The organism is Metabacillus indicus LMG 22858 (assembly GCF_000708755.2).
GTDB lineage: Bacteria > Bacillota > Bacilli > Bacillales > Bacillaceae > Bacillus_P > Bacillus_P indicus.
This window is the reverse complement of record NZ_JGVU02000007.1, coordinates 184,074-210,208: the sequence shown is the minus strand read 5'-3', so window position 1 is coordinate 210,208 and position 26,135 is coordinate 184,074. Positions and strand designations below refer to the sequence as shown.

29 protein-coding genes are annotated in these 26,135 nt (G+C 42.7%); 24 read left to right on the top strand and 5 right to left on the bottom strand.

What is annotated here, in order from left to right; all coding sequences use genetic code 11:
- Nucleotides 1-110: 110 nt before the first annotated feature.
- The 6 genes from AZ46_RS22220 to AZ46_RS18415 all read left to right on the top strand — a co-directional run bounded on the left by AZ46_RS22220 (nt 111) and on the right by AZ46_RS18415 (nt 4,085).
- A complete protein-coding gene (locus AZ46_RS22220; protein ID WP_168713777.1) occupies nt 111-257 on the top strand; it encodes a hypothetical protein in 147 nt (48 codons plus the stop codon).
- Between the two features lie 55 nt (nt 258-312).
- Complete coding sequence (lepB, locus tag AZ46_RS18435; protein ID WP_029285624.1) at nt 313-855, top strand: signal peptidase I; 543 nt, start codon at nt 313-315, stop codon at nt 853-855.
- A 192-nt stretch (nt 856-1,047) separates the two neighbouring features.
- Nucleotides 1,048-1,866: an SDR family NAD(P)-dependent oxidoreductase gene (locus tag AZ46_RS18430; RefSeq protein WP_029285626.1), complete on the top strand. Its 819-nt coding sequence runs from the start codon at nt 1,048-1,050 to the stop codon at nt 1,864-1,866.
- A gap of 137 nt (nt 1,867-2,003) precedes the next feature.
- Nucleotides 2,004-2,444, top strand: coding sequence for a DUF2243 domain-containing protein (locus AZ46_RS18425; RefSeq protein WP_029285628.1), 441 nt, complete (start codon nt 2,004-2,006; stop codon nt 2,442-2,444).
- Nucleotides 2,445-2,446: 2 nt separating this feature from the next.
- Entirely contained in the window at nt 2,447-3,235 is a 789-nt protein-coding gene (locus AZ46_RS18420; RefSeq protein WP_029285630.1) for a cytochrome c oxidase assembly protein, read from the top strand.
- A gap of 10 nt (nt 3,236-3,245) precedes the next feature.
- Entirely contained in the window at nt 3,246-4,085 is an 840-nt protein-coding gene (locus AZ46_RS18415; protein WP_029285632.1) for an NAD(P)H-hydrate dehydratase, read from the top strand.
- A gap of 14 nt (nt 4,086-4,099) precedes the next feature.
- Here AZ46_RS18415 and AZ46_RS18410 read toward each other — a convergent pair whose 3' ends face one another.
- Together AZ46_RS18410 and AZ46_RS18405 are read right to left on the bottom strand one after the other, a co-directional pair.
- On the bottom strand, nt 4,100-5,089 hold the full coding sequence (locus tag AZ46_RS18410; RefSeq protein WP_051865742.1) for a sensor histidine kinase: 990 nt from the start codon (nt 5,087-5,089) through the stop codon (nt 4,100-4,102).
- A 12-nt stretch (nt 5,090-5,101) separates the two neighbouring features.
- Entirely contained in the window at nt 5,102-5,800 is a 699-nt protein-coding gene (locus tag AZ46_RS18405) for a LytR/AlgR family response regulator transcription factor (RefSeq protein ID WP_029285636.1), read from the bottom strand.
- A gap of 188 nt (nt 5,801-5,988) precedes the next feature.
- Here AZ46_RS18405 and AZ46_RS18400 point away from each other — a divergent pair, with 188 nt between their 5' ends.
- From AZ46_RS18400 to AZ46_RS18380, 5 genes are all read left to right on the top strand, one after another.
- Nucleotides 5,989-6,738 carry an ABC transporter ATP-binding protein gene (locus AZ46_RS18400; RefSeq protein WP_029285638.1) on the top strand — a complete coding sequence of 250 codons (750 nt, stop codon included), beginning with the start codon at nt 5,989-5,991 and terminating at the stop codon, nt 6,736-6,738.
- Nucleotides 6,728-7,885 (top strand): ABC transporter permease, encoded by a 1,158-nt coding sequence (locus AZ46_RS18395; RefSeq protein ID WP_029285640.1) that lies wholly within the window; start codon nt 6,728-6,730, stop codon nt 7,883-7,885. The genes AZ46_RS18400 and AZ46_RS18395 overlap by 11 nt, the downstream gene beginning before the upstream one ends.
- Nucleotides 7,886-8,142: 257 nt before the next feature.
- Entirely contained in the window at nt 8,143-8,985 is an 843-nt protein-coding gene (gene proC, locus AZ46_RS18390) for a pyrroline-5-carboxylate reductase (RefSeq protein WP_029285642.1), read from the top strand.
- A gap of 29 nt (nt 8,986-9,014) precedes the next feature.
- Nucleotides 9,015-10,136, top strand: coding sequence for a glutamate 5-kinase (proB, locus tag AZ46_RS18385; RefSeq protein WP_029285644.1), 1,122 nt, complete (start codon nt 9,015-9,017; stop codon nt 10,134-10,136).
- Nucleotides 10,137-10,155: 19 nt separating this feature from the next.
- Nucleotides 10,156-11,421 (top strand): glutamate-5-semialdehyde dehydrogenase, encoded by a 1,266-nt coding sequence (locus tag AZ46_RS18380; protein WP_029285646.1) that lies wholly within the window; start codon nt 10,156-10,158, stop codon nt 11,419-11,421.
- Nucleotides 11,422-11,640: 219 nt separating this feature from the next.
- Here the strand turns inward: AZ46_RS18380 and AZ46_RS18375 are convergent, their stop codons facing one another.
- The 3 genes from AZ46_RS18375 to AZ46_RS18365 all read right to left on the bottom strand — a co-directional run bounded on the left by AZ46_RS18375 (nt 11,641) and on the right by AZ46_RS18365 (nt 13,414).
- Nucleotides 11,641-12,255, bottom strand: a complete 615-nt coding sequence (locus AZ46_RS18375; protein WP_029285648.1) for a TasA family protein — start codon at nt 12,253-12,255, stop codon at nt 11,641-11,643.
- Nucleotides 12,256-12,327: 72 nt separating this feature from the next.
- On the bottom strand, nt 12,328-12,873 hold the full coding sequence (gene sipW / locus AZ46_RS18370; RefSeq protein WP_029285650.1) for a signal peptidase I SipW: 546 nt from the start codon (nt 12,871-12,873) through the stop codon (nt 12,328-12,330).
- Nucleotides 12,842-13,414, bottom strand: coding sequence for a DUF4047 domain-containing protein (locus tag AZ46_RS18365; protein ID WP_029285652.1), 573 nt, complete (start codon nt 13,412-13,414; stop codon nt 12,842-12,844). The genes sipW and AZ46_RS18365 overlap by 32 nt, the downstream gene beginning before the upstream one ends.
- Before the next feature lie 234 nt (nt 13,415-13,648).
- On the opposite strand from AZ46_RS18365, the gene AZ46_RS18360 reads away from it, so the two are divergent.
- The 13 genes from AZ46_RS18360 to gvpQ all read left to right on the top strand — a co-directional run bounded on the left by AZ46_RS18360 (nt 13,649) and on the right by gvpQ (nt 26,132).
- Nucleotides 13,649-15,361 carry a M4 family metallopeptidase gene (locus AZ46_RS18360; protein ID WP_029285654.1) on the top strand — a complete coding sequence of 571 codons (1,713 nt, stop codon included), beginning with the start codon at nt 13,649-13,651 and terminating at the stop codon, nt 15,359-15,361.
- 193 nt (nt 15,362-15,554) lie between these two features.
- A complete protein-coding gene (locus tag AZ46_RS18355; protein ID WP_029285656.1) occupies nt 15,555-16,802 on the top strand; it encodes a helix-turn-helix domain-containing protein in 1,248 nt (415 codons plus the stop codon).
- 137 nt (nt 16,803-16,939) lie between these two features.
- Nucleotides 16,940-19,342: a carbohydrate binding domain-containing protein gene (locus AZ46_RS18350; RefSeq protein ID WP_235728249.1), complete on the top strand. Its 2,403-nt coding sequence runs from the start codon at nt 16,940-16,942 to the stop codon at nt 19,340-19,342.
- A gap of 366 nt (nt 19,343-19,708) precedes the next feature.
- Nucleotides 19,709-20,029, top strand: a complete 321-nt coding sequence (locus AZ46_RS18345; protein WP_029285660.1) for a WXG100 family type VII secretion target — start codon at nt 19,709-19,711, stop codon at nt 20,027-20,029.
- 17 nt (nt 20,030-20,046) lie between these two features.
- On the top strand, nt 20,047-20,214 hold the full coding sequence (locus tag AZ46_RS22030; RefSeq protein WP_161781225.1) for a hypothetical protein: 168 nt from the start codon (nt 20,047-20,049) through the stop codon (nt 20,212-20,214).
- 372 nt (nt 20,215-20,586) lie between these two features.
- Nucleotides 20,587-21,816, top strand: a complete 1,230-nt coding sequence (locus AZ46_RS18340) for a hypothetical protein (protein ID WP_029285662.1) — start codon at nt 20,587-20,589, stop codon at nt 21,814-21,816.
- 21 nt (nt 21,817-21,837) lie between these two features.
- Entirely contained in the window at nt 21,838-22,605 is a 768-nt protein-coding gene (locus tag AZ46_RS18335) for a hypothetical protein (protein ID WP_051865739.1), read from the top strand.
- Between the two features lie 14 nt (nt 22,606-22,619).
- The gene (locus tag AZ46_RS18330) at nt 22,620-23,180 is read left to right on the top strand and encodes a DUF5381 family protein (protein WP_029285666.1); all 561 of its coding nucleotides are present in this window, start codon (nt 22,620-22,622) and stop codon (nt 23,178-23,180) included.
- A gap of 56 nt (nt 23,181-23,236) precedes the next feature.
- Nucleotides 23,237-23,785: a DUF5381 family protein gene (locus AZ46_RS18325; RefSeq protein ID WP_029285667.1), complete on the top strand. Its 549-nt coding sequence runs from the start codon at nt 23,237-23,239 to the stop codon at nt 23,783-23,785.
- Between the two features lie 24 nt (nt 23,786-23,809).
- Nucleotides 23,810-24,382 (top strand): DUF5381 family protein, encoded by a 573-nt coding sequence (locus tag AZ46_RS18320; RefSeq protein ID WP_051865737.1) that lies wholly within the window; start codon nt 23,810-23,812, stop codon nt 24,380-24,382.
- A 436-nt stretch (nt 24,383-24,818) separates the two neighbouring features.
- The gene (gvpA, locus tag AZ46_RS18310) at nt 24,819-25,085 is read left to right on the top strand and encodes a gas vesicle structural protein GvpA (RefSeq protein WP_029285673.1); all 267 of its coding nucleotides are present in this window, start codon (nt 24,819-24,821) and stop codon (nt 25,083-25,085) included.
- Nucleotides 25,086-25,126: 41 nt separating this feature from the next.
- Nucleotides 25,127-25,618, top strand: coding sequence for a GvpT/GvpP family gas vesicle accessory protein (gene gvpT, locus AZ46_RS18305; RefSeq protein WP_235728248.1), 492 nt, complete (start codon nt 25,127-25,129; stop codon nt 25,616-25,618).
- 25 nt (nt 25,619-25,643) lie between these two features.
- Complete coding sequence (gene gvpQ, locus AZ46_RS18300; RefSeq protein ID WP_029285677.1) at nt 25,644-26,132, top strand: gas vesicle protein GvpQ; 489 nt, start codon at nt 25,644-25,646, stop codon at nt 26,130-26,132.
- The last annotated feature ends 3 nt before the right edge of the window (nt 26,133-26,135 follow it).

Genomic DNA, 26,135 nt, shown 5'->3' with positions numbered 1-26,135 from the left:
AGCAGCATTCGGACAAACCTACATGAGGAAATGATCTTTTCTGCTGTACTCATGCCAAACGTGAAACTTTAAAGCCATCTCCTTCGTAGAATAAGTGAGGAGATGAGGACATGAGCACAAAAAAGATGGCAGGTGCAGGCTGGGTTTTTGGTATGGCTGCAGGAGCAGGACTTGGAATCGCGATTGATAATATTTCGATAGGAATCGCTCTTGGCGTCGCTTTTGCAATCATATTCAGTTCAGGGAAAAAACCATAACCTACTGCAGAAGGTTATTTATCACAATACAGGCTGAATCATTGGAGGGACCGCAATGACAGAACATGAAAAAAAGAGCAGTACTAGAAAAGAAATATGGAGCTGGATTAAATCCATCCTTTTTGCATTGGCCATTGCAGTCATTTGCAGAGAGTTTTTATTTGCTCCTGTAGTGGTGGAAGGAAAATCAATGCAGCCGACGTTCGAGGATCAAAACCGGCTGATTATCTCAAAAACAAGCGGCATTGAGAGATTTGATATGATAGTCTTTCATTCACCTGAGCCAGGCCGGGATTACATCAAACGGGTGATTGGTCTGCCCGGCGATCAGATTGAAATGAAACAGGATGTTCTGTACATCAACGGAAAGCAGTTTGAGGAACCTTACTTGGCAGCGAATAAAAATATGCTGGGCTATGGGGAACAGCTAACAGAGGATTTTCAGGTCACAGTGCCTGACAATTCCTATTTTGTCATGGGAGACAACCGCCGCCAGAGCAGGGACAGCCGTGAAATTGGCTCCATAGCAAAAGATGAAGTGATTGGGGAAGTGAAGCTTCGCTTTTTCCCGTTTGATAAGGCCGGAATTCCTGAATAATATGAAAAACCTCCATTGTTGTGGGGGTTTTTGTGTTTCAGCCACTTTCAAACCATTATTTGTTACCGAAGTTAATCGGACGCTTGCATTTATTTGTGACGGTTTCAGGAACAATCCAGGTATTTTGTCTCATATGTTAAATCTTTCTATATAATAGATTCGTGGGTAAATATTCCAATTGGAGGAATGTGCATGGATGAGGTCAAAAAGGTTGCGATTGTGACAGGCGGGGCTTCAGGAATCGGCAAAGCGATATGCCGCGAGCTTATCAAAAATAAGGTATTCGTCATGATCGCGGATGTGGATGAAAAGGAAGGAAAGACAGCAGAAGCAGCATTTAATGAAAAAGAGATTGTATCAAGATATATGCATGTAAATGTAAGCGAATACAACGCTGTTGAACAGCTCATTTCTGAAACATTCAGGGAATTCGGCCGTCTTGACTATATGTTTAATAATGCCGGCATTGCCATGTACGGCGAGCTGTACGACATGTCTATAGACCACTGGAAAACAATCATGGATGTCAACGTCTGGGGCGCAGTGAACGGTACTCAGGCTGCTTATCCTCTTATGAAAAAACAGGGTTTTGGACATATTGTCAACACAGCATCTGCAGCAGGGCTCGGTCCTGCACCTGTCTCCGCCGCCTACGCTGCCACTAAGCACGCAGTTGTCGGCCTCACGACATCCCTGCATTACGAAGCGGAGGAATACGGGGTAAAAGTAACAGCCCTCTGTCCCGCCTTCGTGGATACTCCCATTTTTACTAAAGCTACTGCCATCAATATCGACAAAGATAAAATGAGCACCCAGATGAAAAAACAAAAAATGATGTCACCGGAAAAAATTGCGAAACTTGCCATTGACGGCGTTCACCGGAATAAGCCTGTTATTTGTCCAATGCCCCTCAGAAAAACGATGGATGGCTTTTTTCTCCTGGTTCCTGCCGCGCACCGGGCATTAATGAGGCTTGTATGCAGAGTCAGCCGAGAAGCAAGGATTGAATGAGAGAACCGCCATTACGGCGGTTTTTTCTTTATTGTCGTATATACAAAAATCATCCCAAAGCCCTGCCCCCGCTTCGTTTACATCCAGGTGCGGAAGGGAAATTTGATTAACAGACACTTTATGGAGAGGAGATACATATGGGAGCGCGCAGGAAGAACCTTTTGTCAGGCATTCTTTTCGGTCTTGGGCTTGTCGCTTTTATAGATGAAACCATCTTTCATCAGCTGCTTCACTGGCATCATTTTTATGATAAGTCAACAACGGATATCGGGCTTGTATCAGATGGGCTGTTCCATGCATTCAGCTGGTTTGCGACAATCGGCGGATTATTTATGTTTGCCGATTTGAGAAGGCGGCAGTCACTTATTGTGATGAGATGGACGGGAGGCGTTCTCGCAGGGGCAGGGGCTTTTCAGCTTTACGATGGCACCATTCAGCATAAGCTTATGGGGCTGCACCAGATAAGGTATGTCGAAAATGTTTATATTTATGACTGGATTTGGAATATCACAGCTGTCCTGATGCTCTTATCAGGAATGTATTTTATTCTTCGTGAAAAAAGAAAGCAGGCGGGCTGAAGATGCACCATGCTCATCACACATTAAGTGCAGGCATTCAATATATTATGGCTGCGCCATTTGGTTTGGCTGCCGTTTTATACGCCGCAGCCGTGATTTATTCAAACAGAATGTACCGTAAATGGCCTGTTTACCGGACGGCATTCTGGCTTGCGGGAAATTTGTGTGCAGCCGCTGTTGTTTTTGGTCCGCTTGCTGAGAAAGCGCACGGCCATTTTGTTTTTCATATGGCCAGTCACTTGCTGCTCGGTATGCTTGCGCCGCTTTTAATGGTCCTTGCTTCACCTGTAAAGCTTTTGCTTAGAACCCTTGATACTGACCGGGCTAGGCGTGTAACGGGAATTCTGAAAAGCAGGGCTTTTTTTATCCTGTCGCATCCAGTCACGGCAGCGGTCTTAAATGTCGGAGGGCTTTGGCTGCTATATACATCTGATTTGTATCACATGATGCACCAGTCGGCTTTTTGGCATGCAGCCGTTCATTTTCATGTGTTCCTTGCAGGATATTTCTTTACGGCGGCTCTGCTCTACATAGATCCTGTTTTTCACAGAGTAAGCTATTTATACAGGTCGGCCGTCTTGCTCGGAGCGTTTGCCGCCCATGGCATCCTGTCCAAGTACTTGTATGCGTACCCTCCTGAAGGAGTGCCGCTCAGTCAGGCAGAGCAGGGAAGCATGTTGATGTATTACGGCGGGGATGTGATTGATGCACTGATTATCTGTATTCTTTGCTTGAAATGGTACCGATCTTCAAAACCGGGATTCAAACCCAAGAGCGTTAACACTTACTGAGAGGAGAAAAATGATGGAGGAATGGACAGAAGGTCATGTAAAAGAAACACTCCCGGCAAGAACGAATTCTGGACATAAAGGCACATATGGAACCGGTCTTCTTCTGGCAGGAAGCAAAGATATGCCGGGAGCTGCTTTGCTTTCAGGGCTTGGAGCCATGCGCAGCGGCATCGGCAAGCTTGTAATCGGGACTGAGGAAGAGGTCATTCCCTATGTTGTGCCGGTACTTCCTGAGTCGACGTATTTGCGGAACGGCCTCAAAAAGGCGGCGGGCGGAGAAGTGAATACAGCAGAGTATAAAGCGATTGCTGCGGGCCCGGGTCTTGAGCCAAACGAGGAGACCGAAAAGGCGGTACAGCACCTTCTTCAGGGGGAATGTCCCGTTATCCTGGACGCCGGCGCGCTGTCAGAGCGTACTTTTCAAATGAGGAAATCTCCTGTTATTCTAACTCCGCATCCCGGGGAATTTGCCCGCTTGACAGGTATAGAGGTGGCTGAGCTGCAGGAAAACAGACTTCATCTTGCCTCGCACTGGGCAAAAAAACTCGGAGCTGCAATCGTATTGAAAGGAAATGGCACAGTAACGGCATTTCCGGATGGCAGTGCCTGGACCAATCCGACCGGAAACAGCGCCCTTGCAAAAGGCGGGACCGGCGATACGCTTACCGGGATGATGCTCGGCATGCTCTGCTGCCATGAAGATTGGAAGGACGCTGTCCTGAACGCCGTTTATCTTCACGGAGCCTGTGCGGACAGGTGGACAGAGACCAGATCGGCTCATACAATGCTCGCGCATGAATTGACGGATTTGCTTCCTGAAGTATGGAAAGAAAAAGAGCAGAGGGATTAGTCCTTCTGCTCTTTTTATATGTCTCCTGTAACCGCAGGTATTTTGATTTTCACTGTAAATTGTTCATCTTTATGGATAAAGTCGAGATATCCCGCGTGTTTATGGACAATATCTTTTGCGATTTTTGTCCCAAGGCCAACATGTTCTCCGCCTTTTGTTGTAAGTCCGTCAACTTCAAACAGCCGATCAACGATATTTAAGGGGAGCGGCAGGGTTACGTTTTTTATGGTAAGAAGATAAAGCCCGCTCTTTTTATAAAGCTGCATGGACACTTCAGCCTGTTTGCCTCTTGCTGCTTGCCATTCTTCCGCCGCATCTATGCTGTTTGAGAGCAGGTTTCCGGCAAGGGCTACAACGTGCCTGTCAGGTAAAGGAAGGGCTGATACAGGGAGGTCAAGGTCATAAACAAGCGCTATTCCTGCTGTTTTGGCGCGTGTGTACTGCTGATGAAGCATCCCGGCCACAATGCCGCGCTCTCCTTTTATCGAAATGTTCGTCTGCTCATATTCTCCGACAAGATCATCCAAATAGGTTTTAGCCTCCTCCTGCTTTTCATGCTCCAGCAAAAAGTGCAGGGCAGCTACATGTTTTAAAAAGTCATGCCGTTCACTCCGCACCGCTTTAAAGGTTTCGTTCAGGTGCGCTTGCTGCTTTTCAGCCTGTTCAAGCTCTTTAGTGAGAGCAAAAAACCTGTTTGCAGCGGTCAGCCTGATTGCTTCTGTCCCCGTAAAAAGGAAAAGGACCACTGCGTGCAAAAGAACCGGCAGATCGGTGAATGACAATGAAACAACAGCCATCTGAAGAACCGTTAAAAACAGATGCCATTTTCCGCTCAGCCCATTCATATGAAAGACGGTTTTACGGCTCAGAATAAGTCCCGCTCCTACTGCAATCAACCCTGTTGCATAAGCTGAAAAGGAAATGGACAATTTCTCAAGAGCCATGTAAAGAGGAACCGCTCCAATTAAGGATGCCAGAACCCAGTATGTTTTTTCATTGATCATTGTTTCCCCGCCTTAAAAATAATGCTTCTGCAGAAAATCCACTTTTTCTTTTGTAATCATCGCCTGGCCGTCCAATCCTTCGAAAGTGACAATATAAGAATTCTTGGCGTACAGAGAGAAGTTTTTTACGTAGTGAATGTTGATGATAAAGGACCGGTGTGAACGGATAAAGTCCCGCTCTCTAAGTTCGCCTTCAAGTTCATTTAGTGTCAGGTATGTTTTAACGGCGCCGCTCTTCGTGTAGATGGTCGTCGACCGGCCGGAACGTTCAATGAAGATAATATCCTTTTTCTGAAGGATGTGAATGTCGTTTTTCTGCTTGAGGTAAAGCCTCCCGGCAATATCCGCTGATTGTGTTTTTTCCATAAGCCGCTCAACTGATTTTATGAGCCTTTCTTTCGGATAAGGCTTCATGATGTAATCATGGACATTAAGCTCAAAGGCATGAACGGCGTAGCCGCTGTTTCCTGTAACAAAGATGACAGATATATTGAGTGCATGAGAGTGAATGACATCCGCAAGCTCATAGCCTGAAAGGTCAGGCATTTCGATATCGGCTATCAGGACATCCACCACTTCTTTTTTTATGTATTCATAGGCTTCTTCGGCGGATTGGGTAGAAAAGACAATCTCTACATCCGGAATGCCTGAGATGATGCCGTTCAGTTTGTCGAGATCAATGAAACGGTCATCCACTAAACCAACTTTCATAAATAGGTCTCCTCTTCAATGGATTGCTGAATTTCATAATGGAGGAATAATCACTTTATTTTACCATTTAAAAGCTTTTTTGGCATTTTCACGACATGAAACGGACAATTCACGACATAAGTGCAGATTCTCTTTTAAAAGCTTTGTATGATAAAGACATCAAATCGAACGCATATGAGGTGAAGGAAATGATTGATGTTCAGGCTGTAACTAAAACATTTAAAGATAAGAAAACATTTGTCACTGCCCTTAAGCATGTATCCTTTTCTATGAAAGAAGGCGAAGTGACCGGACTTCTCGGTGAAAACGGCGCTGGAAAAACGACGCTTCTCAGGATGATCGCAACGCTGCTCACACCTTCTGAAGGAAGTGTGACGGTATCAGGTTTTGATACGGTCAGAGAACCGGCCGCAATCAAAAAACAAATCGGCGTCCTGTTTGGAGGAGAAACAGGCCTTTACGACAGGCTGACTGCGAGGGAGAACCTTGAATATTTTGCCCGCCTCTACGGTCTGAGCAAGCATGAAACAAAAGTAAGGATTGATGAGCTGGCGAAAATGTTCGGTATGAGAGACTATCTGGATAGAAAAGTCGGCGGGTTTTCAAAGGGCATGCGGCAAAAGGTGGCCATAGCGAGAGCTATCATTCACAATCCGCAGATTATTCTGTTCGATGAACCGACTACGGGCCTTGACATCACTTCGTCCAATGTATTCCGGCAGCTTGTCCACCAGCTGAAGCGTGAGGGAAAAACGATTGTGTTTTCAAGCCACATTATGGAAGAAGTCTCGATGCTGTGTGACTCTGTCGCAATGATGCATAAAGGGGAACTTGTGTATCAGGGAGATCTTGAAGGACTTTATAAAGAAGAAGGCAGCCGTGATCTAAATTACATTTTCATGAGTAAGCTTGTGAGGAGAGATGAATATGCTTCTTAATTGTTATTTAAAAGAAATGAAGGATTGTTTCCGCGACAGCCGGACACTGATCCTGACCGTCCTTTTGCCAATCATTCTTATGACGGGACTGACACTGTTTTATGAACGTATGGTTTCAGGCGGGGAAGAAGATACGTATACGCTTGCCGTTGAAGAAACGATAAATCAGGCTGAAGCGGAATTGTTCACCCCTCTTAAAAATGTGGAGCTGGTCAAAACCGGAAATCCTGAAGAGGCTGTCAAAGAGGGCGATGCGCAGGCCGCTGTGATTCTTGATAGTGATTTTACTGCGAAAATTGAGGATGGAAAAACAGCTTCCATTACCATGATCGGGGACTCCTTCAGCCAGAATTCATCGACGCTGATGACACTTGTATCGGGAGCTTTGACTGCCTATGAAAAAACGGTTGTAGGGGAGCGCCTGGCTGAGAATGGTACAGATCCGTCCCTGATCCAGCCGCTTGTCATTGAGCAGAAGGAAATGACCCAGGAAGATCCGACCATTAATCTCGTGGCTTTATTAGTGCCGATGATTCTAGCACTTGCCATCGGGATTGGCGCCAGTCCGGCAGCATCCGATCTTTTTGCTGGAGAAAAAGAGAAGAAAACGATGGAAGCACTTCTTATGACACCTGTCAGCAGAACGACTCTGCTTTTCTCAAAGTGGCTGGCCATTTCTTCTCTTGGAGCTATTACAGGGCTGATTACACTTGGTGTCGTCTCGCTTGAAGTTGCCTTTTTAACAGAAAACCTTCGAAAAGCTGTTTCATTCGGAAGCGATGCACCGATCATCATCGGCATGGCTCTTCTTATCTCTGTCATTTATGCGATGTTTATGGCATCTGTTCTGATGCTGACAAGCATCATCGGCAAGACAGTAAAAGAATCCCAAAGCTACAGTTCTCCGGTTTTAATGATTGGAACCATCCCTGCATTAACAACGACAAGCATCGGAATCAATGAATTTGAGCTCCACCACTTTGCGATTCCGGTACTGAATTTGTTTACAATTTTAAAGGAGCTCCTGTTTGGAGTCGTCCAGTATGATCATATTCTCCTTGTCCTTGGAAGCAACCTGGCCGTTATGGTCATTGCATTAATCGTTGGAAGAATCCTGTTTTTAAAAGACAAATGGGTGATGAATTAGGATAAAGCTGCGGGCAATCACATTGCCGGCAGTTTTTTCGCATCTGCAAATATCGCCATATTTCCGCTTAAAACCGAATTAATCATGATTAAACGGATTTGCTGAAGGCAAACCGCATAATGATAGCGCTTCCTTTCACTATCTCGGCCGTATCCTCACGAATGTCTTGTTATCCCTTGAATCTGCTTCTCAGCATGTTACGATAGTAACCGTTGAAAAAACGAACGGAAACACAGCGAACACAGAGGGGGCACATTATGCTTAGAGAAAAAAGAGTAGCGTTTTTAGGTGCGGGATCGATGGCAGAATCGATGATCGCTGGAATAGTACAGAAAGAAATTATTCCTGCTGATCAGCTGTATGTGACAAACAGAAGCAATCAAATGAGGCTTCAGGAGCTTAACGCAACGTATGGTATTCAGACGCTGAATAAAGAAGCACTGCCATATGGCGAAATTGATTTATTTATTCTCGCGATGAAACCACAGGGTGCAGCAGATGCTCTAGGTGAATTGAAAGACAAAATAAGGCCGGATCAAGTTGTGATCTCTGTTTTAGCGGGAATTTCGACTGAATTCATGGAAGATCACCTGAAGGACGGACAGCAGACGATTCGCGTCATGCCTAATACATCGAGCATGATCCAGGAATCTGCGACGGCTTTAAGTCCGGGCAGGCATACAGACATGGACAGCGTTCTGCATGTAAAAGAACTGCTGAGCTGCATGGGAAAAGTATTTTTAATTGAAGAAAGCCAGATGGATATTTTCACAGGTCTTGCAGGAAGCGGACCCGCCTATTTCTACTATTTAATGGAGCACATGGAGAAGGCAGGCGTCGAGAAGGGCATGGACGAAAACATGGTGCGCGAAATTGTTGCCCAGACAATTCTCGGTGCAGCCAAAATGATTCTTTCAAATGATGAAGCACCGTCAAGCTTGAGAGAAAAAGTAACGTCTCCAAATGGAACGACGGCATCAGGGCTTGAAGCATTGCGCAAAAACAATGGAGGAAAAGCCATTTCCGAAGCAGTCTATCATGCTGCAAAACGTTCGAAGGAGCTGAACGAAGAAATGGCCGGAGCGTTGGTGACGTCTTAGCCCGTCTTAAAAAAATCAGGAGGGATAAGATGGTAAACGAAGAAGAGAAACAGATAAAAAGAGTTGTTATTAAGATTGGAAGCAGTTCACTGACAAGCATGCACGGCGAAGTCAGCCGCAGAAAGCTTGAAAAGCTGGCAGACCAGATTGTTGAGCTGAAAGATGCTGGCTATGAAACCGTCGTTGTGTCGTCAGGCGCTGTTGCAGCAGGCTACAGAAAGCTTGGCTGCATTAACCGCCCATCAGATCTTCCGGAAAAACAGGCAGCTGCATCTATCGGGCAGGGCCTGCTGATGGAATCTTATTCAGAGCTCTTTTTATCTCACGGATATGTCGCTTCCCAGCTCTTAATCACAAGAGGCGACTTTTCAGATGAAACACGCTACGGAAATATGAAGAATACGATGGAGGTTCTGCTTCAGCGCGGAATCATCCCAATCGTAAATGAAAATGACACGATTACAGTCGACCGTCTGAAATTCGGAGACAATGATACCCTTTCAGCTAAAGTTGCCGCTCTGATCGGAGCTGATCTGCTGATTATTTTATCCGACATCGACGGACTCTATGATGATAATCCGAACAGCAATCCAAACGCCAATCTGCTTGAAAAAGTGGATGCTATCACACCGGAAATTGAAGCAGCAGCCGGCGGTTCGGGAAGTGCGGTCGGTACGGGCGGCATGAAATCCAAAATTGCCGCATTTAAGATTGCCATGGCTTCAGGCATTCAGTCATTCCTTGGTAAATCCAGCACAAGAGATATTTTAATGGATGCTGTAAACGGAAAGGCGAAAGGGACGTATTTTGAACCGAAAGCCAATGCCTTTAACCTTGACCGCAAGAAACAATGGATTGCATTTCACTCAGGTCCTGAAGGCAAAGTCATGATCTCGAATGATGCAAAAGCAGCGATTATAGATAAACGGAGAAATATTGACGCGCTTGATATTCAGGAAGTGATAGGACGCTTTAACGGCGGGGCAGTTGTCACGATTTTAGATGAAGACGAAGAAGAATTCGGCCTTGGCCGCATCAATTTTTCTTCAGAACAGCTTAAAGATGTGAAGAAAAACAATGAATCGGCAGCAGCGATTGATCAAGAGACGTTTGTCTGCTCTCTGGATTTCTCGATGAAGGTGCCGAGCTAATTAAACAGGAGGCGTTTTGATGAGTATTGCAGCTCTTAAACCGATGACGGTGGAAGAACAGGCAATCACAGCGAAAAAAGCAGCGAAAACATTAAGCATGTTAACAACGGAAGAAAAGAACGAGGCCCTTAGAATCACGGCAAACGAGCTTGAGCGTTCTTATGAAGAAATTTTAAAAGCAAATGAAGAAGACCTCTCAAAAGGAAAAGAAAAAGGATACGACAAAGCATATATGGATCGCCTTGCGCTTACACAGGAGCGCATCGGGGACTTTGCAGAGGGGCTGCGCCAGGTTGCAGACCTTCCCGATCCAACAGGAGATGTCTTATCTGAATGGACGCTTGAAAACGGGCTGAACGTGCAGGAAGTCCGTGTGCCGCTTGGTGTCATCGGCATGATTTACGAAGCGCGTCCAAATGTGACGGCAGATGCTGCGGGGCTTGCGCTGAAATCGGGCAACGCGATTGTGCTTAAAGGCGGTTCTTCCGCTCTTTCTTCTAATAGAAAGATTGTAGAAGTCATGCACCGTGCACTTGAAAAAACAAAAATCCCTAAAGAAGCCGTTCAGTTTATTGCGTCGACAGACCGCGCTGCAACCCAGCAGCTCTTTACCATGAAAGAACACATCGACGTGCTGATTCCGAGGGGCGGTGCTTCTTTAATCAATGCAGTGGTTGAAAATGCAACTGTGCCGGTGCTTGAAACAGGAGTTGGAAACTGCCACATTTATGTAGACCGCAAGGCAGATGTGGAAAAAGCGCTGAACATTATCATCAATGCAAAAACAGACCGCCCTGCAGTATGCAATGCAGCCGAAACCCTTATTGTTCATAAAGACTGGCTGAAAGAAAACAGTGACCAGCTTGCAAAAGCTATAAAGGATCACGGTATCACTCTTCACGGAGATAAAATGGCTGCAGATGCTCTTCCGAATGTTGTTCCAGCCGGTGAAGAAGACTGGGCAAACGAATACTTGAGCCTTGATCTTGCTGTGAAAACGGTCGGTAATTTGGAAGAAGCCATTGATCACATTGATCAATACGGAACAAAGCATTCAGAAGCAATCATCACAGAAAACGCGGAAACCGCTAAGCGCTTCATGCACTTAGTCGATGCAGCAGCCCTTTATCATAATGCTTCAACAAGGTTTACAGATGGCAGCGCGCTTGGATTCGGCGCAGAAATCGGCATCTCCACCCAAAAGCTCCATGCACGCGGACCGATGGGATTGCCGGCGCTGACAACGATAAAATATATGATGACGGGAAATGGACAAGTAAGGTAAATATCGAATAGCACTAAAAACGCCCGATTTATAATTGGGCGTTTTTACTTGCCGCTAACCGGTCTCTTCCAGGTTTTTGAGCATTTATATAACCGTTATGATCACCTGCGAGCTTTGAGTAACTTAAAAAATGTTAGAATAACAAAAAGGATACCATATGCAATTTGGTATCCTTTTTCATTTTCGCTTTGAATTTACCTCTAAGGTTTTTACCTTTAATTAGTTATTGCTCTCATCTGTATCATCATAATAAGTTCCTGCGCCTTGCTGTGCATTGAAGTTCCAGTTAACTTGAAGCTTGTCGCCCTGGAATTGATTTTGATCCTGTCCGTTGTCTACAAACTCAAACAGAACGAAGATTTTTTCTTTGCCGCCAGCAGGTATGCCGTCAGGTTTTGTTGTGCTTCCGACGAACGAATCAATTTGAGTTAAGTCTGGTGTCTGGTTTTTAAGATCGGCAAGAGTTGTTTCCACGACTGCATTTGTTGCGCTGCTCGTGTTGTACATAATCGTAACTTTAATGTGTTTGGCGAGATCATCTGTGTTGTCGCCTTTCCAGTCTTCTACAGCATACTGAGTATTTAATAGGACTTTATGGATGTCTAATGTCCCGTTGTTTTCAAGAGTGAACTCACGGTACACTTCATCTCCTGGTTTAATATTGTTTACGTTGACGACAAGGTTCGGGTTAACCCCAAGATCCAATGTTCCTGCAGCAAAAGTATTTTTCGTTTCTACTGTGTCACTGAAGTACGCAAAGGTTCCTCCGCTGACTAAAGATAGTCCAAGTGCTGCCGTCATAACCCCGCTGCTTATCTTCTTAACAAAACTCATTTCTTCATCCCCTTTAAATTGTTATGTAAGCAAAATTTATTAAACTCATATGTATTGTGATACATAGGAGATCTAACCGGCTTTTGTCAGTTCCATTTCCTTTACAGCAGTGTAAATCGTGCGCATGGCAGAGAGTAACAGCAGGGCGCCAGGAACGATTAATAGAAGAGCTGATCCCGCTTTTGTGTTTGCAAAATTCATGGCGTATCCTGCATAAGGAATTGTAAATCTGCTGTATTCTCCAATGATTTGTCCAGGCTGCACAGTCCACATATCAGGGCCGTTATTATTATCACCCTTTGTTTGATACGCAGCTTGTCCATATTGATCCATAACGTCGATGACTCTGTGTGTAATCAGCTTCTCGCCCATTCGAAAGGTAATAATATCGCCTTTTTTATAAGTAAAAGGATCTTTTCCAAGTTTAATGGAGATGACAGACCCTGTTTGGAACACAGGCTCCATCGATCCTGATAAGACAGCTTTCAATTGATTGCCCATAACTGCGGGCTCTCCGCCGGTCAAGCGGGAAGAAAGAACGATGAACGCCAAAGAGCAGATGATCAGGATGAATAACCCGCTCAAACTATTTTTCACTAGTTTCGTTATCACTTTCAGCTGCCTCCTTTTGGACGAATGGCTGATTTTCCATCTCTTTTATCTGTTTAACAAGAGAAGTTTGAAAATCTTTTATCCGCTGATAATCAATGAACTTTTCTGTTTCTTTTATAATTTTGCCGACGGCTTTCACCCCTTTTGCCGCGTAGTCAATCGGTTTGCCGTTTTCTGAAGCGGACTGCTGCTGATAGGAGAGCAATTCTATATAGAGGTTGTCCAGTTCTTCCTGTCCGGCACCCAGTTCTTTTTCAATGGCTTCAAGCTCGGTAAGCGTTCCATGTAATTCTTCGAGAGTGCCGCCTTCTGACTGTTTAGGGACGCGATTGTATGATTGAATCATCTTCTCTCCGATTTGCCGGGCTTGTGTTTCCATTAGCTGAACACCCTCAGGAAAAATGACGGCTGCCGAAATGGTTAGCGGAGCTGGTGCAGTCTGGCTGGTGAAAGCAGCTTCTGTTTCGCCAATGAGCTGTGTGCCAGCATAAAATCCGATACAGCACATGCATGGCAGCGATAGTAGTTTGGGCAGTATTCCTTTCATTTCCGAAACCTCCAGGACAAGCGTTTTGCATCTGCCTTAATTATTACTGAATGATCCGAAAATTGTTATGGGGTTATTTTTACAGGAAAAGAACATAGGATTTTGTCGTTTTTCATCATTTCTTGGGAAATAGCGCAAAAACAAGGCAAAAAAATAACCCAATTGACTTAAATGAGAATATTCCCAATAATTCAAATTGTTACAGCAGCTCAATTCGAATAAGGGGTGAAGGATTTGAAAAGGAAAAACAAAGGGAAAAAAGCCGTGATACCAGCAGTATTAGCTTTATCCGTTGTGCTGGGCGGGATCGCACTGCCGACAGCAAATGCACACGCCGCTGAAACAACGGTTCTGTTTGAAGCAGAAGGGTTAAGTAAACATGCGGTTGTCAAAGCATTTCTTCAGTCTAAAGTAGCGGATTCCGGGGCTCGTTCAGCAGCGACAACCGGCGAGCAATTCAAGATTATCAGCGAACAGGCAGATCCGGCGACAAATACATATCACGTGCGTACGGTTGAGCAATACAATGGCATTCCTATCTATGGATCTGGCCAAAGTGTTGCCCTTGATGCAGAAAACAACGTGTTTGCTTCGTTTGGAGATGTTACGCAAAAATTAGCCCGTGCAATCATTCCGACTGAGCCTGTCTTATCAAAAGAGGAAGCAGTGGAGATTGCAAAAGAAGGCGTGGAATCGGAAATAGGGGAAGTTAAGGGTTATGACGGCATTGATTCTGAATTAACGATCTACAAGCAAGAAGGAAAATACTACTTAACTTACTTGGTCAAAGCTTCTACTTCCATTCCTGCTCCTGGTTATTTCCATTACTTCGTCGATGCTTTAACAGGAGATGTAGTGGAGAGTTTTAATGCTGTTCATGAAGCGGATCTGCCGTCTGTTTCTCCGGTGAATTCAAGAGGCCTGGATGTTACTGGTACGATGCATTCATTCCCTGCTGTGAAGGATATGGCAAGTGGTACAAGCTACTTGTACGGGGCTATTGCTTCTGGAGGGAATGTGGTTGACGTTCACACTTTCAGCGCGAAGAGATTGGGGGAAACTCCGTTTCTACTACTCTCTGCTCTTTTTGGATATACAGGCCAAGAGGTCACAACAAAGACCAGCTTCTTTGCAGATCCAGCCGCTGTATCTGCACATGTCAACTCGATTAAAGTAAATAATTACTATCAAACCATGCATAAGCGCAACAGCTTGGATGGCAATGGCATGAAGCTTGTCAGCACTGTTCATATTGGGGAGAAATGGAACAATGCTGCTTGGAACGGAAAGCAAATGCTGTACGGAGACGGTGACGGCGTTCAGTTCAGCTCGCTTGCAGGAGGACTTGATGTGGCAGGGCATGAAATGACACATGGTGTGATATCTAAAACAGCAAACATGACGTATCAGGATGAATCCGGAGCCATCAATGAATCTATTGCAGATATTTTCGGGGCATTGGCAGAGATGCATGCAAGTGGTTCCGCAAGCGCACCTGAATGGGAGATGGGTGAGGACATCTTCACACCCAATATACCTGGAGACGGTGGCCTGCGCTCACTAAGCGATCCGACGAAAACAAAGCTGAGCACAGCCTATCTGCCTTCAGGCCATTATCCTGATCATTACAATGACCGCTACTTAGGCACTTTAGATAAAGGCGGAGTCCATATTAACAGCAGCATCAATAACAAAGCAGCCTACCTGATCTCTGAAGGCGGCGAGCACTATGGAATTACTGTAACAGGCATCACTCGCCAAAAAACAGAAAAAATCTACTACCGTGCTTTAACGAAATATCTCACTCCATCATCAGGCTTCAAAGAAATGCGCCAGGCTGCAATTCAGTCAGCAAGAGATCTTTATCCAGACCGCAATGGCCAGCCATCTGCTGAAACAAAAGCTGTCATAGCAGCATATGATTCTGTTGGAGTTCCAGCTGAATAATTTTTTGAAAAAACCATGGACTTCTGTCTATGGTTTTTATTTGTGTAAATTATGGAAATTCGTTAGTGTGATGGTCATGTTCAGAAGTTTTCAAAGATGTGTCTAAATCCTCATCCCTCAAGTGTGAAAAACGTCGTAAAATTGTTACATTTATATAGATATTTTTTACAGACGGGGATAGGGAGAGATGTTCATGCTGGAAGGAGAAATTATCAAATTTTACCGAAAAAGAGCAGGACTCACACAAGAACAATTAGGTAAAGATATCTGCACTGCTACACACGTAAGTAAAATCGAGAGGGGGCATACCCAATATTCAGAGGAAATCATTGATTTATTTTCTGCCCGCTTACATATTGATATTAAAAAAGAAATCGAAAACCTCCAAAACATAGAGAAAAAGCTCCACCAATGGCATGCTTCCATCATCATGCTGAGAAAGAAAGAAGCGGACAAAATCAAAACAGAACTCGAACGGCTGCCCTTTATCAGCTCCTCAAATCATGGCGTCTTCTATCAATTGCTGCTTGCAAGATATTACATTTTGAACAAAGAAGGGGAAAAAGCATTTACAATCGTTCAGAATATTCAAAAGGAAAATCCCCAGTCTTCACCCTACGAGAGAAATCTTCTTCAGCACGTGATCGGATTGTGCTATCTGGAAAAGTACAACAATTTTAGCAGTGAAAACCGGAATAAAGCAATCGAAGCGATGAAAGGCATTCAGCCGGATGACTACCCGAACAGAGAATACCATTATCATTTGGCTGTCGCGTATCACTGGGTTGAATCTAAAACGATGGCCTACCTGCATGCTGAAAAAGCCCTGCATTTTTTTAAAGAAACAAATAATTTTTTCCGTGCGATTCAATCTGAAGCTGTTATGCTATTGCAAAAAGAAAGTGCGACCAAAGCTGAATTAGACCTTAAAATAGCGCGTTATCATCAATTGATTGAGGATTGCGATGCGATTTCAGCTGATGAAATCAAAGCGATGCTGCTCCACAATGCCGGACTTGAATGCTTTAAAAGAAAAGAATATGCTTCTGCGCATCCATTTTACAAAAGGGCTCTTAAAATGGCGGATAAAAACAAGGTTATTTATCTGAACCGGCTCTACAATTATGCAGACAACTGTATGGAGGGCAAGCTCATTCCTCAAAAATCTTTGCTTAAAATGGCTGAAGACGGGCTTGACTCAGCGAAGAAAATGAACAGCACGCTGTATAAAATTCTCTTTACCCTCCTTTGCTACAAGATAAAGAATGCCTTTAAGGAGTATTATTTATATATTGAAGAGAGCGGTCTGCCTTTTTTTCAAACGAACAATCAAAAAACAATGATTGATAAATTCGGAAAACAACTTTATACCCATTACACAGAAACAGAACAGTATGAAAAAGCAGTCCGGATTGCGGATGGCTTTATTCAGCAGCAGTAAAATTGAGGAGCCCGCGCAGCTCCTTTTTTTATTTCTAAAATTTTGCGCCCTTATACATAATTTAAAGTCTGAAGAATGAAGAAAAGTCACGCTAAACTAGGTGTATGTTCATCATTTTTAAGAGGAGGGAAACGAATTTGAAAAAAGGAATGGCGATCATGATGTGTGGCCTGCTCATGCTTTCAGGCAGTATTTATGCTCAGGCAGGAGAAACGGAAGAGAAAAAAGGAGAAGCGATGAAGAAAAAGCAGTGGTCACTTGTTTGGTCAGATGAATTCAGCGGAACCGAGATTGACAGAAGCAAATGGAACTTTGATATCGGCAACTGGATTGTGGATGGAAATGGAAACCCAATATCGCCAGGCTGGGGAAATAATGAAAAAGAGTATTATACGGACTCTAAAGAGAACGCTTACATAAAAGACGGTAAGCTCATTTTAAAAGCAAAAAAGGAGCAAACGACTGATCAGTTCGGCACGTACGATTATACGTCTGCCAAAGTGAAAACAAAAGGACTCTTCAGCCATAAATACGGACGCTATGAAATTAAGGCAAAGCTTCCTTCGGGTAAGGGAATATGGCCTGCTCTCTGGATGCTTCCTGAAGAAGATAAATATGGTACATGGGCAGCTTCCGGGGAAATCGACATCATGGAATCATGGGGAAGCAAACCAAACCTTGTAGCCGGTACGATTCACTACGGGGAAGGATGGCCGAACAACAAATATACAGGCAAAGATTATGAATTTAAGGATGGCTCGACAACGGAAGACTGGCATACGTATGCGCTTGAATGGGAACCCGGTGAGCTTCGCTGGTACGTAGACGGTGAGCATTATCAAACACAGAACAAATGGTACTCAAAAGGAACCGGAAACGCTGCAAATTTCAGCTACCCTGCACCTTTTGACCAGAACTTTTACTTAATCATGAACCTGGCCGTAGGAGGATGGTTTGACGGGGACCCGGATGCATCAACTGTCTTCCCTAAGCAAATGGAAATTGATTATGTGCGCGTCTTTGATTTGAAAAACGGCAAATATAAGACACCGACAGAGCCTGCTGATGAACCTGCCGTTCTTCCAGCTGATGCGAAACAGCCTTTAAGCGACGGCAATTATATTTACGATGCAGCATTTGAGCAGCCTATTACCGATGTGGATTCTGGAGACGATGTTTTCAGCCACGATTATTGGAATTTTGTCCATCTCCCTGATTTTGGCGGACATGGCGCAATTTCAGTGGATCAGAATTTAGCGAAGATAACGGTCGCAAACCCGGGAAGTCAGCTCTATTCGCTGCAGCTGATTCAGAATCTTTCTCTCGCCGAGGCCGGCACATACAAAGTGAGCTTTGATGCAAAGTCTGATTCAGCCAGAAATATCATGGTGAAAACGGGTGCCGGCGCTGAAAGAGGCTGGGTAAAGTACTCGAATGAAGAAGTTTTCGCTCTTACGGAAGAGCTGAAATCCTACTCCTATACTTTTACAATGGGCAATGAAACAGACATCCTGTCCAGGCTGGAATTTAATCTTGGCGGAAACGGCACAAGTCCAGTTTGGATTGGAAATGTGCGCGTGGAGGATATAACAGGAGAGCCGCTTGATGAAAATGCTTCAAAACCAGTACTTTCAAATGGAAATCATGTGTACAACGGCACGTTTGACCAGGGAAACATAGACAGGCTGACTTACTGGAACCTTCATACAGAAGGTGCAAAAGCAAATGCAAGCGTCAAAGAGGACACCAGAGAAGCACGATTGGACATTAAAAACGGCGGAAAAACACCGGGTGCCATCCAGTTTTCCCAAAAAGGCCTTCAGCTTGTAAAAGGAAATGAATATACCCTGACCTTTAAGGCAAGAGCTGCAAAACCAAGAACCATTGAACTGAACGTGACTAATCAGGATGGAAGCATCAGTTATTCAAAGCCGCAAACAATTGATCTGACACCTTCTATGGAAGAAAAAACAATCGTCTTCACGATGACTGAAGAAAGTGACATGGAAGCCCAGCTTCTTCTGAACGCTGGAGGATCAAAAGAAGATGTGTACCTCGATGATGTCGTTCTTTTAAAAACGAAAGACGGCAACGTGGATCAAAATCCTTTGAAGAACGGAGACTTCAGTACGGGTTTAGCCCCGTGGACCAATTACATCCATTACGATGCAAATGCAGGCATAGCAGTTGAAAACGGTGAAGCGAAGATCAAGGTAATAAACGAAGGAAATGAACCTTGGAGTGTCCTTCTCGAGCAGGGTAATATGAAGCTGTCCGGGAACGCAACTTACGAGGTATCTTTCAAAGCAAAATCAAGCAAGTCGAGAGAAATGGAGCTGACGATTGAAAATGCCGCGTATACCCGCTTCCTCAGCGAAAAACTTGCCCTTACAGAAGAAATGCAGACATATAAGTATGAATTCCTCATGCCTGCAGAGGAGACAGCTGCTTTAAAATTCCTGATGGGAAAAGTAGCCATATCACCGGTTGGAGAGCATGAAATAGTGATTGATGATGTGATTCTTAAAGTAAAACAATAGTGCTGATCATGAAACTGAAAGAACGAAATGAAAGCCCGGAGACTTCTCCGGGTTATTTCAATTGGAAATTTTTACAGAATTAGGTTTGAAAGTACGTGGGTATGTGGTATCAGATAAATGGGATAATTTTCTTTTGTTTAACCATCTGATAGTCCTGTTAAATAACACTATTCTTTCAATGTGTGGTAAAAACATGACTTTTACCATATGAAAAGCTGAACAAACAGAATCAGAATTTGTTACTGGGGACTTATGGAAATTAGAAGTGCATTCTAGTAATATTTTCTTATATGTTCAAAACGTGTAAATCTTGATGAAAAAAGACGAAAGTACATAGAAAATGTCAAAAAGCCAGAGGTGAAAAAAATGAATTCTGAACAAGTCAGAGCCCTTGCAAAAGTTTTTCAGCAGGCATCTGATTCCGTCAAAGACCAGGAATCAAAGCTTATGCAGGAAACAAACGAAAAAGCAGCAACATGGAGCGGCAAGGCCCGCGACAAATTCGATTCCGCCATGGACGAAGCCAAGATCCTCTTCCAGCGCCACTCAGACAACCTGTATGACATCAGCCGCGAACTAGAAGCAGCAGCAGACTCCGTCGACCGCGTGCGCGAAGAGATTGAAAGACAGGAAGAATTAGAGAGAATGGAGCGCATATTGAGGCTTAAGAAGCTGGATGTGCAGTAAGAAAGCGGGAATTTGATATGAGCCATCGTTATGACCACGATCCAAACTATAACCGGAAGAAAAAGAAGAAAGAAGTTGACGGGAAGCAGGGAATGAATGATGGCTGCGTTCCCGGCTGTGTTGATTTCTTTATCATCCCATTGCAGATAGGCATTGTTGCTTATCAGTTGATGCAGATTGTGTGAGAAACTCTGAGGTGTAATATGAGAAATGATCACAGATATGACCATGATCCAAACTACAATCGCAAAAAGAAGAAAAAGGATATTCCAGGAGACGATGGCTGTATGCCGAGCTGTTTGGATTTTTTCATTATTCCTCTCCAGCTTGGTGTATTAGGTTATCAACTGCTGAATTTAATTTGAACGATGAGGTGTGTATTTTGACAAACAAGAAAAAAAACAACCAAGATCCTAATGATGCTGCAAGAGGAGGGTGTGTACTTCCAGGCTGCGTAGACTTTTTTATTCTGCCTATTCAAATCACAATCTTAGGATATCAATTCTTTCAGATGATTTGAGCGCAATATTTAAAAATGGAAATGAGGTTTTATTCTTATGAGCAGCAAAATTTCAGTGGATCCTAATAAACTAGATGAACTTTCAAATGAACTGGTCTTTAAGTTGACAGATATTGATGAAGAATCAAAACAGCTTCATAGGTCGCTGGCTAGTTTAATATTGAGCGCTCCTCCAGAATATGCTCACTGTTTTTATTCAGTTGGAGACCCATGGCATACAGGCCAGGCTCTTTCTGATAGATTAAGTGAAATTGAACAAGATGTAAGAATGACTGCGAATAAATTTGCAGAAAAAGATGACTTGCTTGGCAGAATGTACAACATCCATAACAAATATGGAACAATGGTTGCAATGGGAGGGTTAGTTTCAAGACAGCTTGCATATTATGGGCTGGGAGTAACTCAATTTGCAAAAAACGTGGATGGAGCATATTCTTTCAGGCATTTAAGTACACTTGGCAAGTTGTCTGACGTAGTAGACGCTTCTAAATACAAGCGTTTTGCAAAAGGATTGCTTAGTCCTACTTTCATTTTTAATAAATACAAAGACACGCCTTTCGCTGATTTAGTTCATAAAAAATATGCAAAATATTTGCCAGGTGATGTTGTTAATTATAGCAACAGCTCAAAAGCTTTATGGGGAGATTTATCTAGAGGTCAGGTTAAATCATCGGTATTGAAAAATTTTGGTGATGATCTCGTGAAATTCGGAAAAACAAATGTAGTAAGCACTTTAGTGATAACAGGAGCTACTGAAACTGTAGGAATGGGATTGAAAATCTCTGAAAACTACGCCAAGTATGGAAATATGCCTGATGTATTGAAAAGAGAAAATGCTAAAGCGGTTGGAAATGCAGTAAATAAAACTGTATTTGTTTCTGGAGGAGCAATTGGTGGGGCAGTAGTTGGTGGTGCCATTGGAAGCTTAGCAGGGCCGGTTGGTACTGTAGTTGGAGCTTCAGTAGGTTCTTTTGTTGGAGGACTTGCTGGTGAACAAGTAGCTAAAATGACAGCAGGATTTGCTGAGAAAGCAGCCATTGTTTTTGAAACACCAATTCAAGCTACTTTGGATTTTGGGAAAAGTGGAATTGAAGCAGCTGGTCAGGCAGTTGAAGGCTTTAATAAATTGAAAGACAAAGCGAACGAACAAATAAAAGAGACCTTAAATAATCCAATTGAAAAAGTTAAAGAAATTGGTGAAGGTCTTTCAAAAGCTAAAGATACAGCGAGTTCTTTATTAAAAGGGGCTAAAAGTATTTTTGGTTAATAAATTTTAAAAGGAGGATTTATGACTACGATTAAATTAAGCGTTGAAGAGCTGATTTTTGCTTTTTACAGTGAAGGTTACTATGAACAGGGTATGTCAATTAAAGATATGTATTTCCCTGATATGACAGAAGCAGAATTAAGACAGCAGTTAGAATCTTCAGCTAGGTCTCTACTTGCAAAGGATATGGTTACTGAGGAAAAAAACAGGTATATTTTGAAAGAAGAATACAAAGAATTTGTAGAAATTCTTATATATGCTGATAAGACAGTTAAAGCTTCTAAATTTACCGATACAATGAGTGAAGAAACAATCTCTTATCATTTTAGAGGTGATTATATTTATTCGCATAAACTCTTGTATGATAATCAAGTGCACCAAGTTAGTAAATCTTCCCTAGAAAATGTTTCAGAAAATATACAGAACTTTTTTGAACTTATTGACATCGCTTCTGATAAACAGGTGTTCGAAATTGAAAGAGAAGAATTTGAGAGTTTGTTAGAATCAGTCAGCGATAAGAAAACAGAAATCGGTTCTAGTATAAAATCTGTTGTAGGTAGCGAGTTCATTGAAGATTTAACTAGAAGAGAGGGGAAAATGAATAGCTTAGTCTATTTAGAATATGATCAAGAAAACACTCCTGATTTATTGGACGTGTGTTTTATAATTCCAGGTATGAAGAGATCTTGGTTAATAACCAGGACAAAGAAAGATGGTTATAAAGTAGAAAATTATAATCAAGATATATTAAATCATTTTATTAATAAAAATGAATATTCTTTACTCTAAAGGAGCTGTATTGGTTGTCTTCTCTAACATCATCAGATAAAGATGCCATCAAAATAAAAGGAAATTTTGTTATGTATATATGGATGTTTCTGTTTATTTTTGGTGGTTTAATAGCATGTGTTGTCTTAATACAAAATGGATTAAAGTTTGAATCAAATTACGCTCTGATTTATTTAGGTGGAGGGTTGCTATTCTTCCCTTTTTTCTTGTACGAAGCAATTTGGGCACTGCCAAGTCTTGCTCCTGGTAAAGTCTTGTTTACTATTATTCCAGGAGAAAAGGGTAAAATCGTTTCAAAAAAAAGAGAAGTGCAATTTAGCAATATCAAAAATATAGATTATAAAAGAAATCCTATAAATTTGTTTAACGAGATTCATATAGAAACCTTTGACAACAAAAGAATTAAATTTATAACATATAATCTTCTTCACGAAGTCAACTTTTATGATATTTTTGACGAACATGTATACCCGCATTTGGAGGAAAACGCAAAAAAGGTCTGGGACCGGAAAATTACAAACGATCAACTTCTAAAAAGCATGGAGTATGAAAGAAGAAATCATGATATAGATTGATAATCATTTTAGTGATGTTCTCCAAGGCGTCGCTTAAAAAATAGGGTGATTTCAACTTGCTTAATCTTACAACAAATCACAACATAGTCCACATCAAAGGCTCCAAATTCATGTACGTCTGGATGCTGCTGGCAACGTTCGGCGGTCTCGCAGCATGTGTTTTCCTTATCGCAAATGGTTTGAAATTTGATTCAAAGTATTCATTTTTCTACCTTGGCGGAGGCATTTTGCTGTCTCCTGTTTTTCTCTATCTGACATTATGGTCGCTTCCGGGCTTTGTTCCGGGGAAGGTTCTTCTGAGTTTAACTGAGGGTCCGAATGGCAGTGTGAAAAGTAAAAGCAAGAACATACCTTTTACAAGCATAAAAAATATCAGGTTTGTAAGGAATCCCCTTAATTTGATTAATGATATTGTTATTGAAACATATGATGGTAAAGTCGCTAGAATCAGAACATACAATCAGCTTGATGATACTGACTTTGCTGTTTTAGTTGACCAGTATATTTACCCGCATATGAATCAGGATGCTAAAACAGTGTGGGACCGGCATGTTAATCTGGATCAGCTGTTCGAAGATGCAAAGTATGAAAGGAAAGCAGAATAACCTTTACAGAGGAGTTCTCCCATAATGAAAACATCAAATACCATTGATATTAAAGGCAGCCGTTTTTATTATTCAATCTTGTCCGCTTTCATTATCGGAGGCTTGCTGGGCACAGGTTATTTACTAATTGAAGTGTTTAAATTCAACTCTGGTTACTCATTCATATGGCTATTTGGCGGACTTATTTTCTTTCCGGTTTTCCTCTATTTGTTTTGCTGGTTTCTTCCTGGCCTCATACCGGGAAGAAGCCTTTTTTCGATTGTTCAGGGCCCTGGAGGTTCTGTCACATCGAAAAAAGGGGACATATCGTTTGCAGCTGTTAAACACATAGAATTGAGACGGAATGGCCTAACGTTAGTAAATAGTATATACGTTGAAAGTATTGAAGGGAGAACGTTCCGGATTCCCACATACGATCTTATTGATGATACTGACTTTTCTATACTGGTAGATCAGAACATTTATCCCTATATGAATGTGGAGGCAAAAGCAAGGTGGGACGGACAAGTGAACTTGAAGAAATTGTATGACGATGTTGGGTATGAAAGAAAAGCTGAAAGTAATCCACTAAAGCAATTGGAGACAGAACTCCCCTAGTAAATCAGCAGCAATCAGTTATTAAAAGATTTTCAGTATCAAAGAAAAAATAGCATCATGAGCTGTTGCCCAAAACCAGATAGTGTCCACAGAGTTTCATAACTGAAAATTTGTAAAATCACCAGCCCCGCATCCAACATGCGGGGCTTTTTCACGTCCAAAACGAAATAAATCTTCTCCTGGATCACTATGTCACCATCTTGTAACAAAACTGTTTTAATTGTCATATAACTCTTTAAAATCTTCTGAAAATCCATTCGTTTCAGGCTTTTTTGAAGACGTTTTCGAAATTTGAAGCGGAAATACTGGAAAATCAAGGCATCTTATTTCTACTATTATCCAAGTCATGTTTTAAGGGGCGTTTTTGAAGGTATATCCCAAGTAACAAAGCGATAAGGGCACGCCTCTATCGTCAATGAAAGGAGCTTGTTAGTCAGTGAGTATTCAAAAAAGTACGGACAGTTCCAGTTTAGCAGAAGTCATTGACCGGATTCTTGATAAAGGGATCGTCATTGATGCATTTGTCAGAGTGTCGCTTGTGGGAATCGAGATTTTAACAGTAGAAGCGAGGGTTGTCATCGCGAGTGTCGATACATGGCTTCGCTATGCAGAAGCAGTTGGTCTTCTTCGGGACGAAGTGGAGGAAGAGGGTCTTAAGAGCCAAAAGAATGAGCGCGGCAGCCAGTCAGCTTTTACATTTTAATAGAAACCAACTATAAATCTATGGAGAAATGAGGATGAAACATGGCTAAAGAGACAAAAGAGAAAATGGAAAACCAGGAAGAAACGGAACAGCAGAATCAAAGCGAAGAGCAGGATGACAGGCAGCAGAATCAAATTAATATGGCGATTCTCGGCGGTGTTGTTGGAGCGGGAATTGGGCTGCTTTCAAGTCCTGAAACGAGCAAGAAAGTATTCGGAAGCCTAGGCCAGTCTGAGATTGTACGATCGGCAGGTAAGGAGCTTAGAAGAACAGCGCAAGAGATTATTGCCGAGCAGGCGATGGCAGCGCTGCGCCAGACGGCAACGGGATATTTGGACAAAGGCAATATTACGAGCCTTTTGGCCCCTAAGAAGAAGAGAGACAAAGAATCAAATTCAGAAAAGGATTCAAGCGGCGAGAATGAATTGAATTCTTCTCAATATAATGAGCTGAAAGAAGAGAACAAGAATATGAACGACCAGCTGCAGCGGATTGAAGAGATGCTGAATCAGCTGATAGAAGCAAAGAAATAGCAGTTTGCCCTGAGAGGGTGATGGCATGGATGACATGAAAAAAGCGCTTTTTAAGGCAGGCAAGAAAATCTTCGACAAGAGTCCCGAACCTGTAAAAGAGAAGATGGAAGAAAAGGTAAAGGAAAAGGCGAAAGAAAAATTTGTCGAGGCTACAGAAGAAAAACTGCAGGGAAAAATGAATGAAGCTTCTGAAAAGCTTGGCCAAGCCAAAGACGAAAATGCTGATAAAGTTCACGGCAAAGCGGAGGAAGCAAAGGAAAAAGTTCAGGATGTTCTTCTGTCTGTGAAAGATAAGCTCGGCAATGTGAAAGAAGCCGGTGATGAGTTTCAGAAAAAGATGTCTTCTTCATCATCATCTGAAAAGAAAAAGGTTAAAGGGTATAACGATATCAAGAGCGCCCGTAAAATAAAGAGCTCGACTGACATTAAAAGCTCGGTGAAAATCAAGAGTTCCAATGATATTAAATCGTCTTCGGGCGTCAGGACAATGGGTTCAGGGCCGAAAGGAGAATGAAGA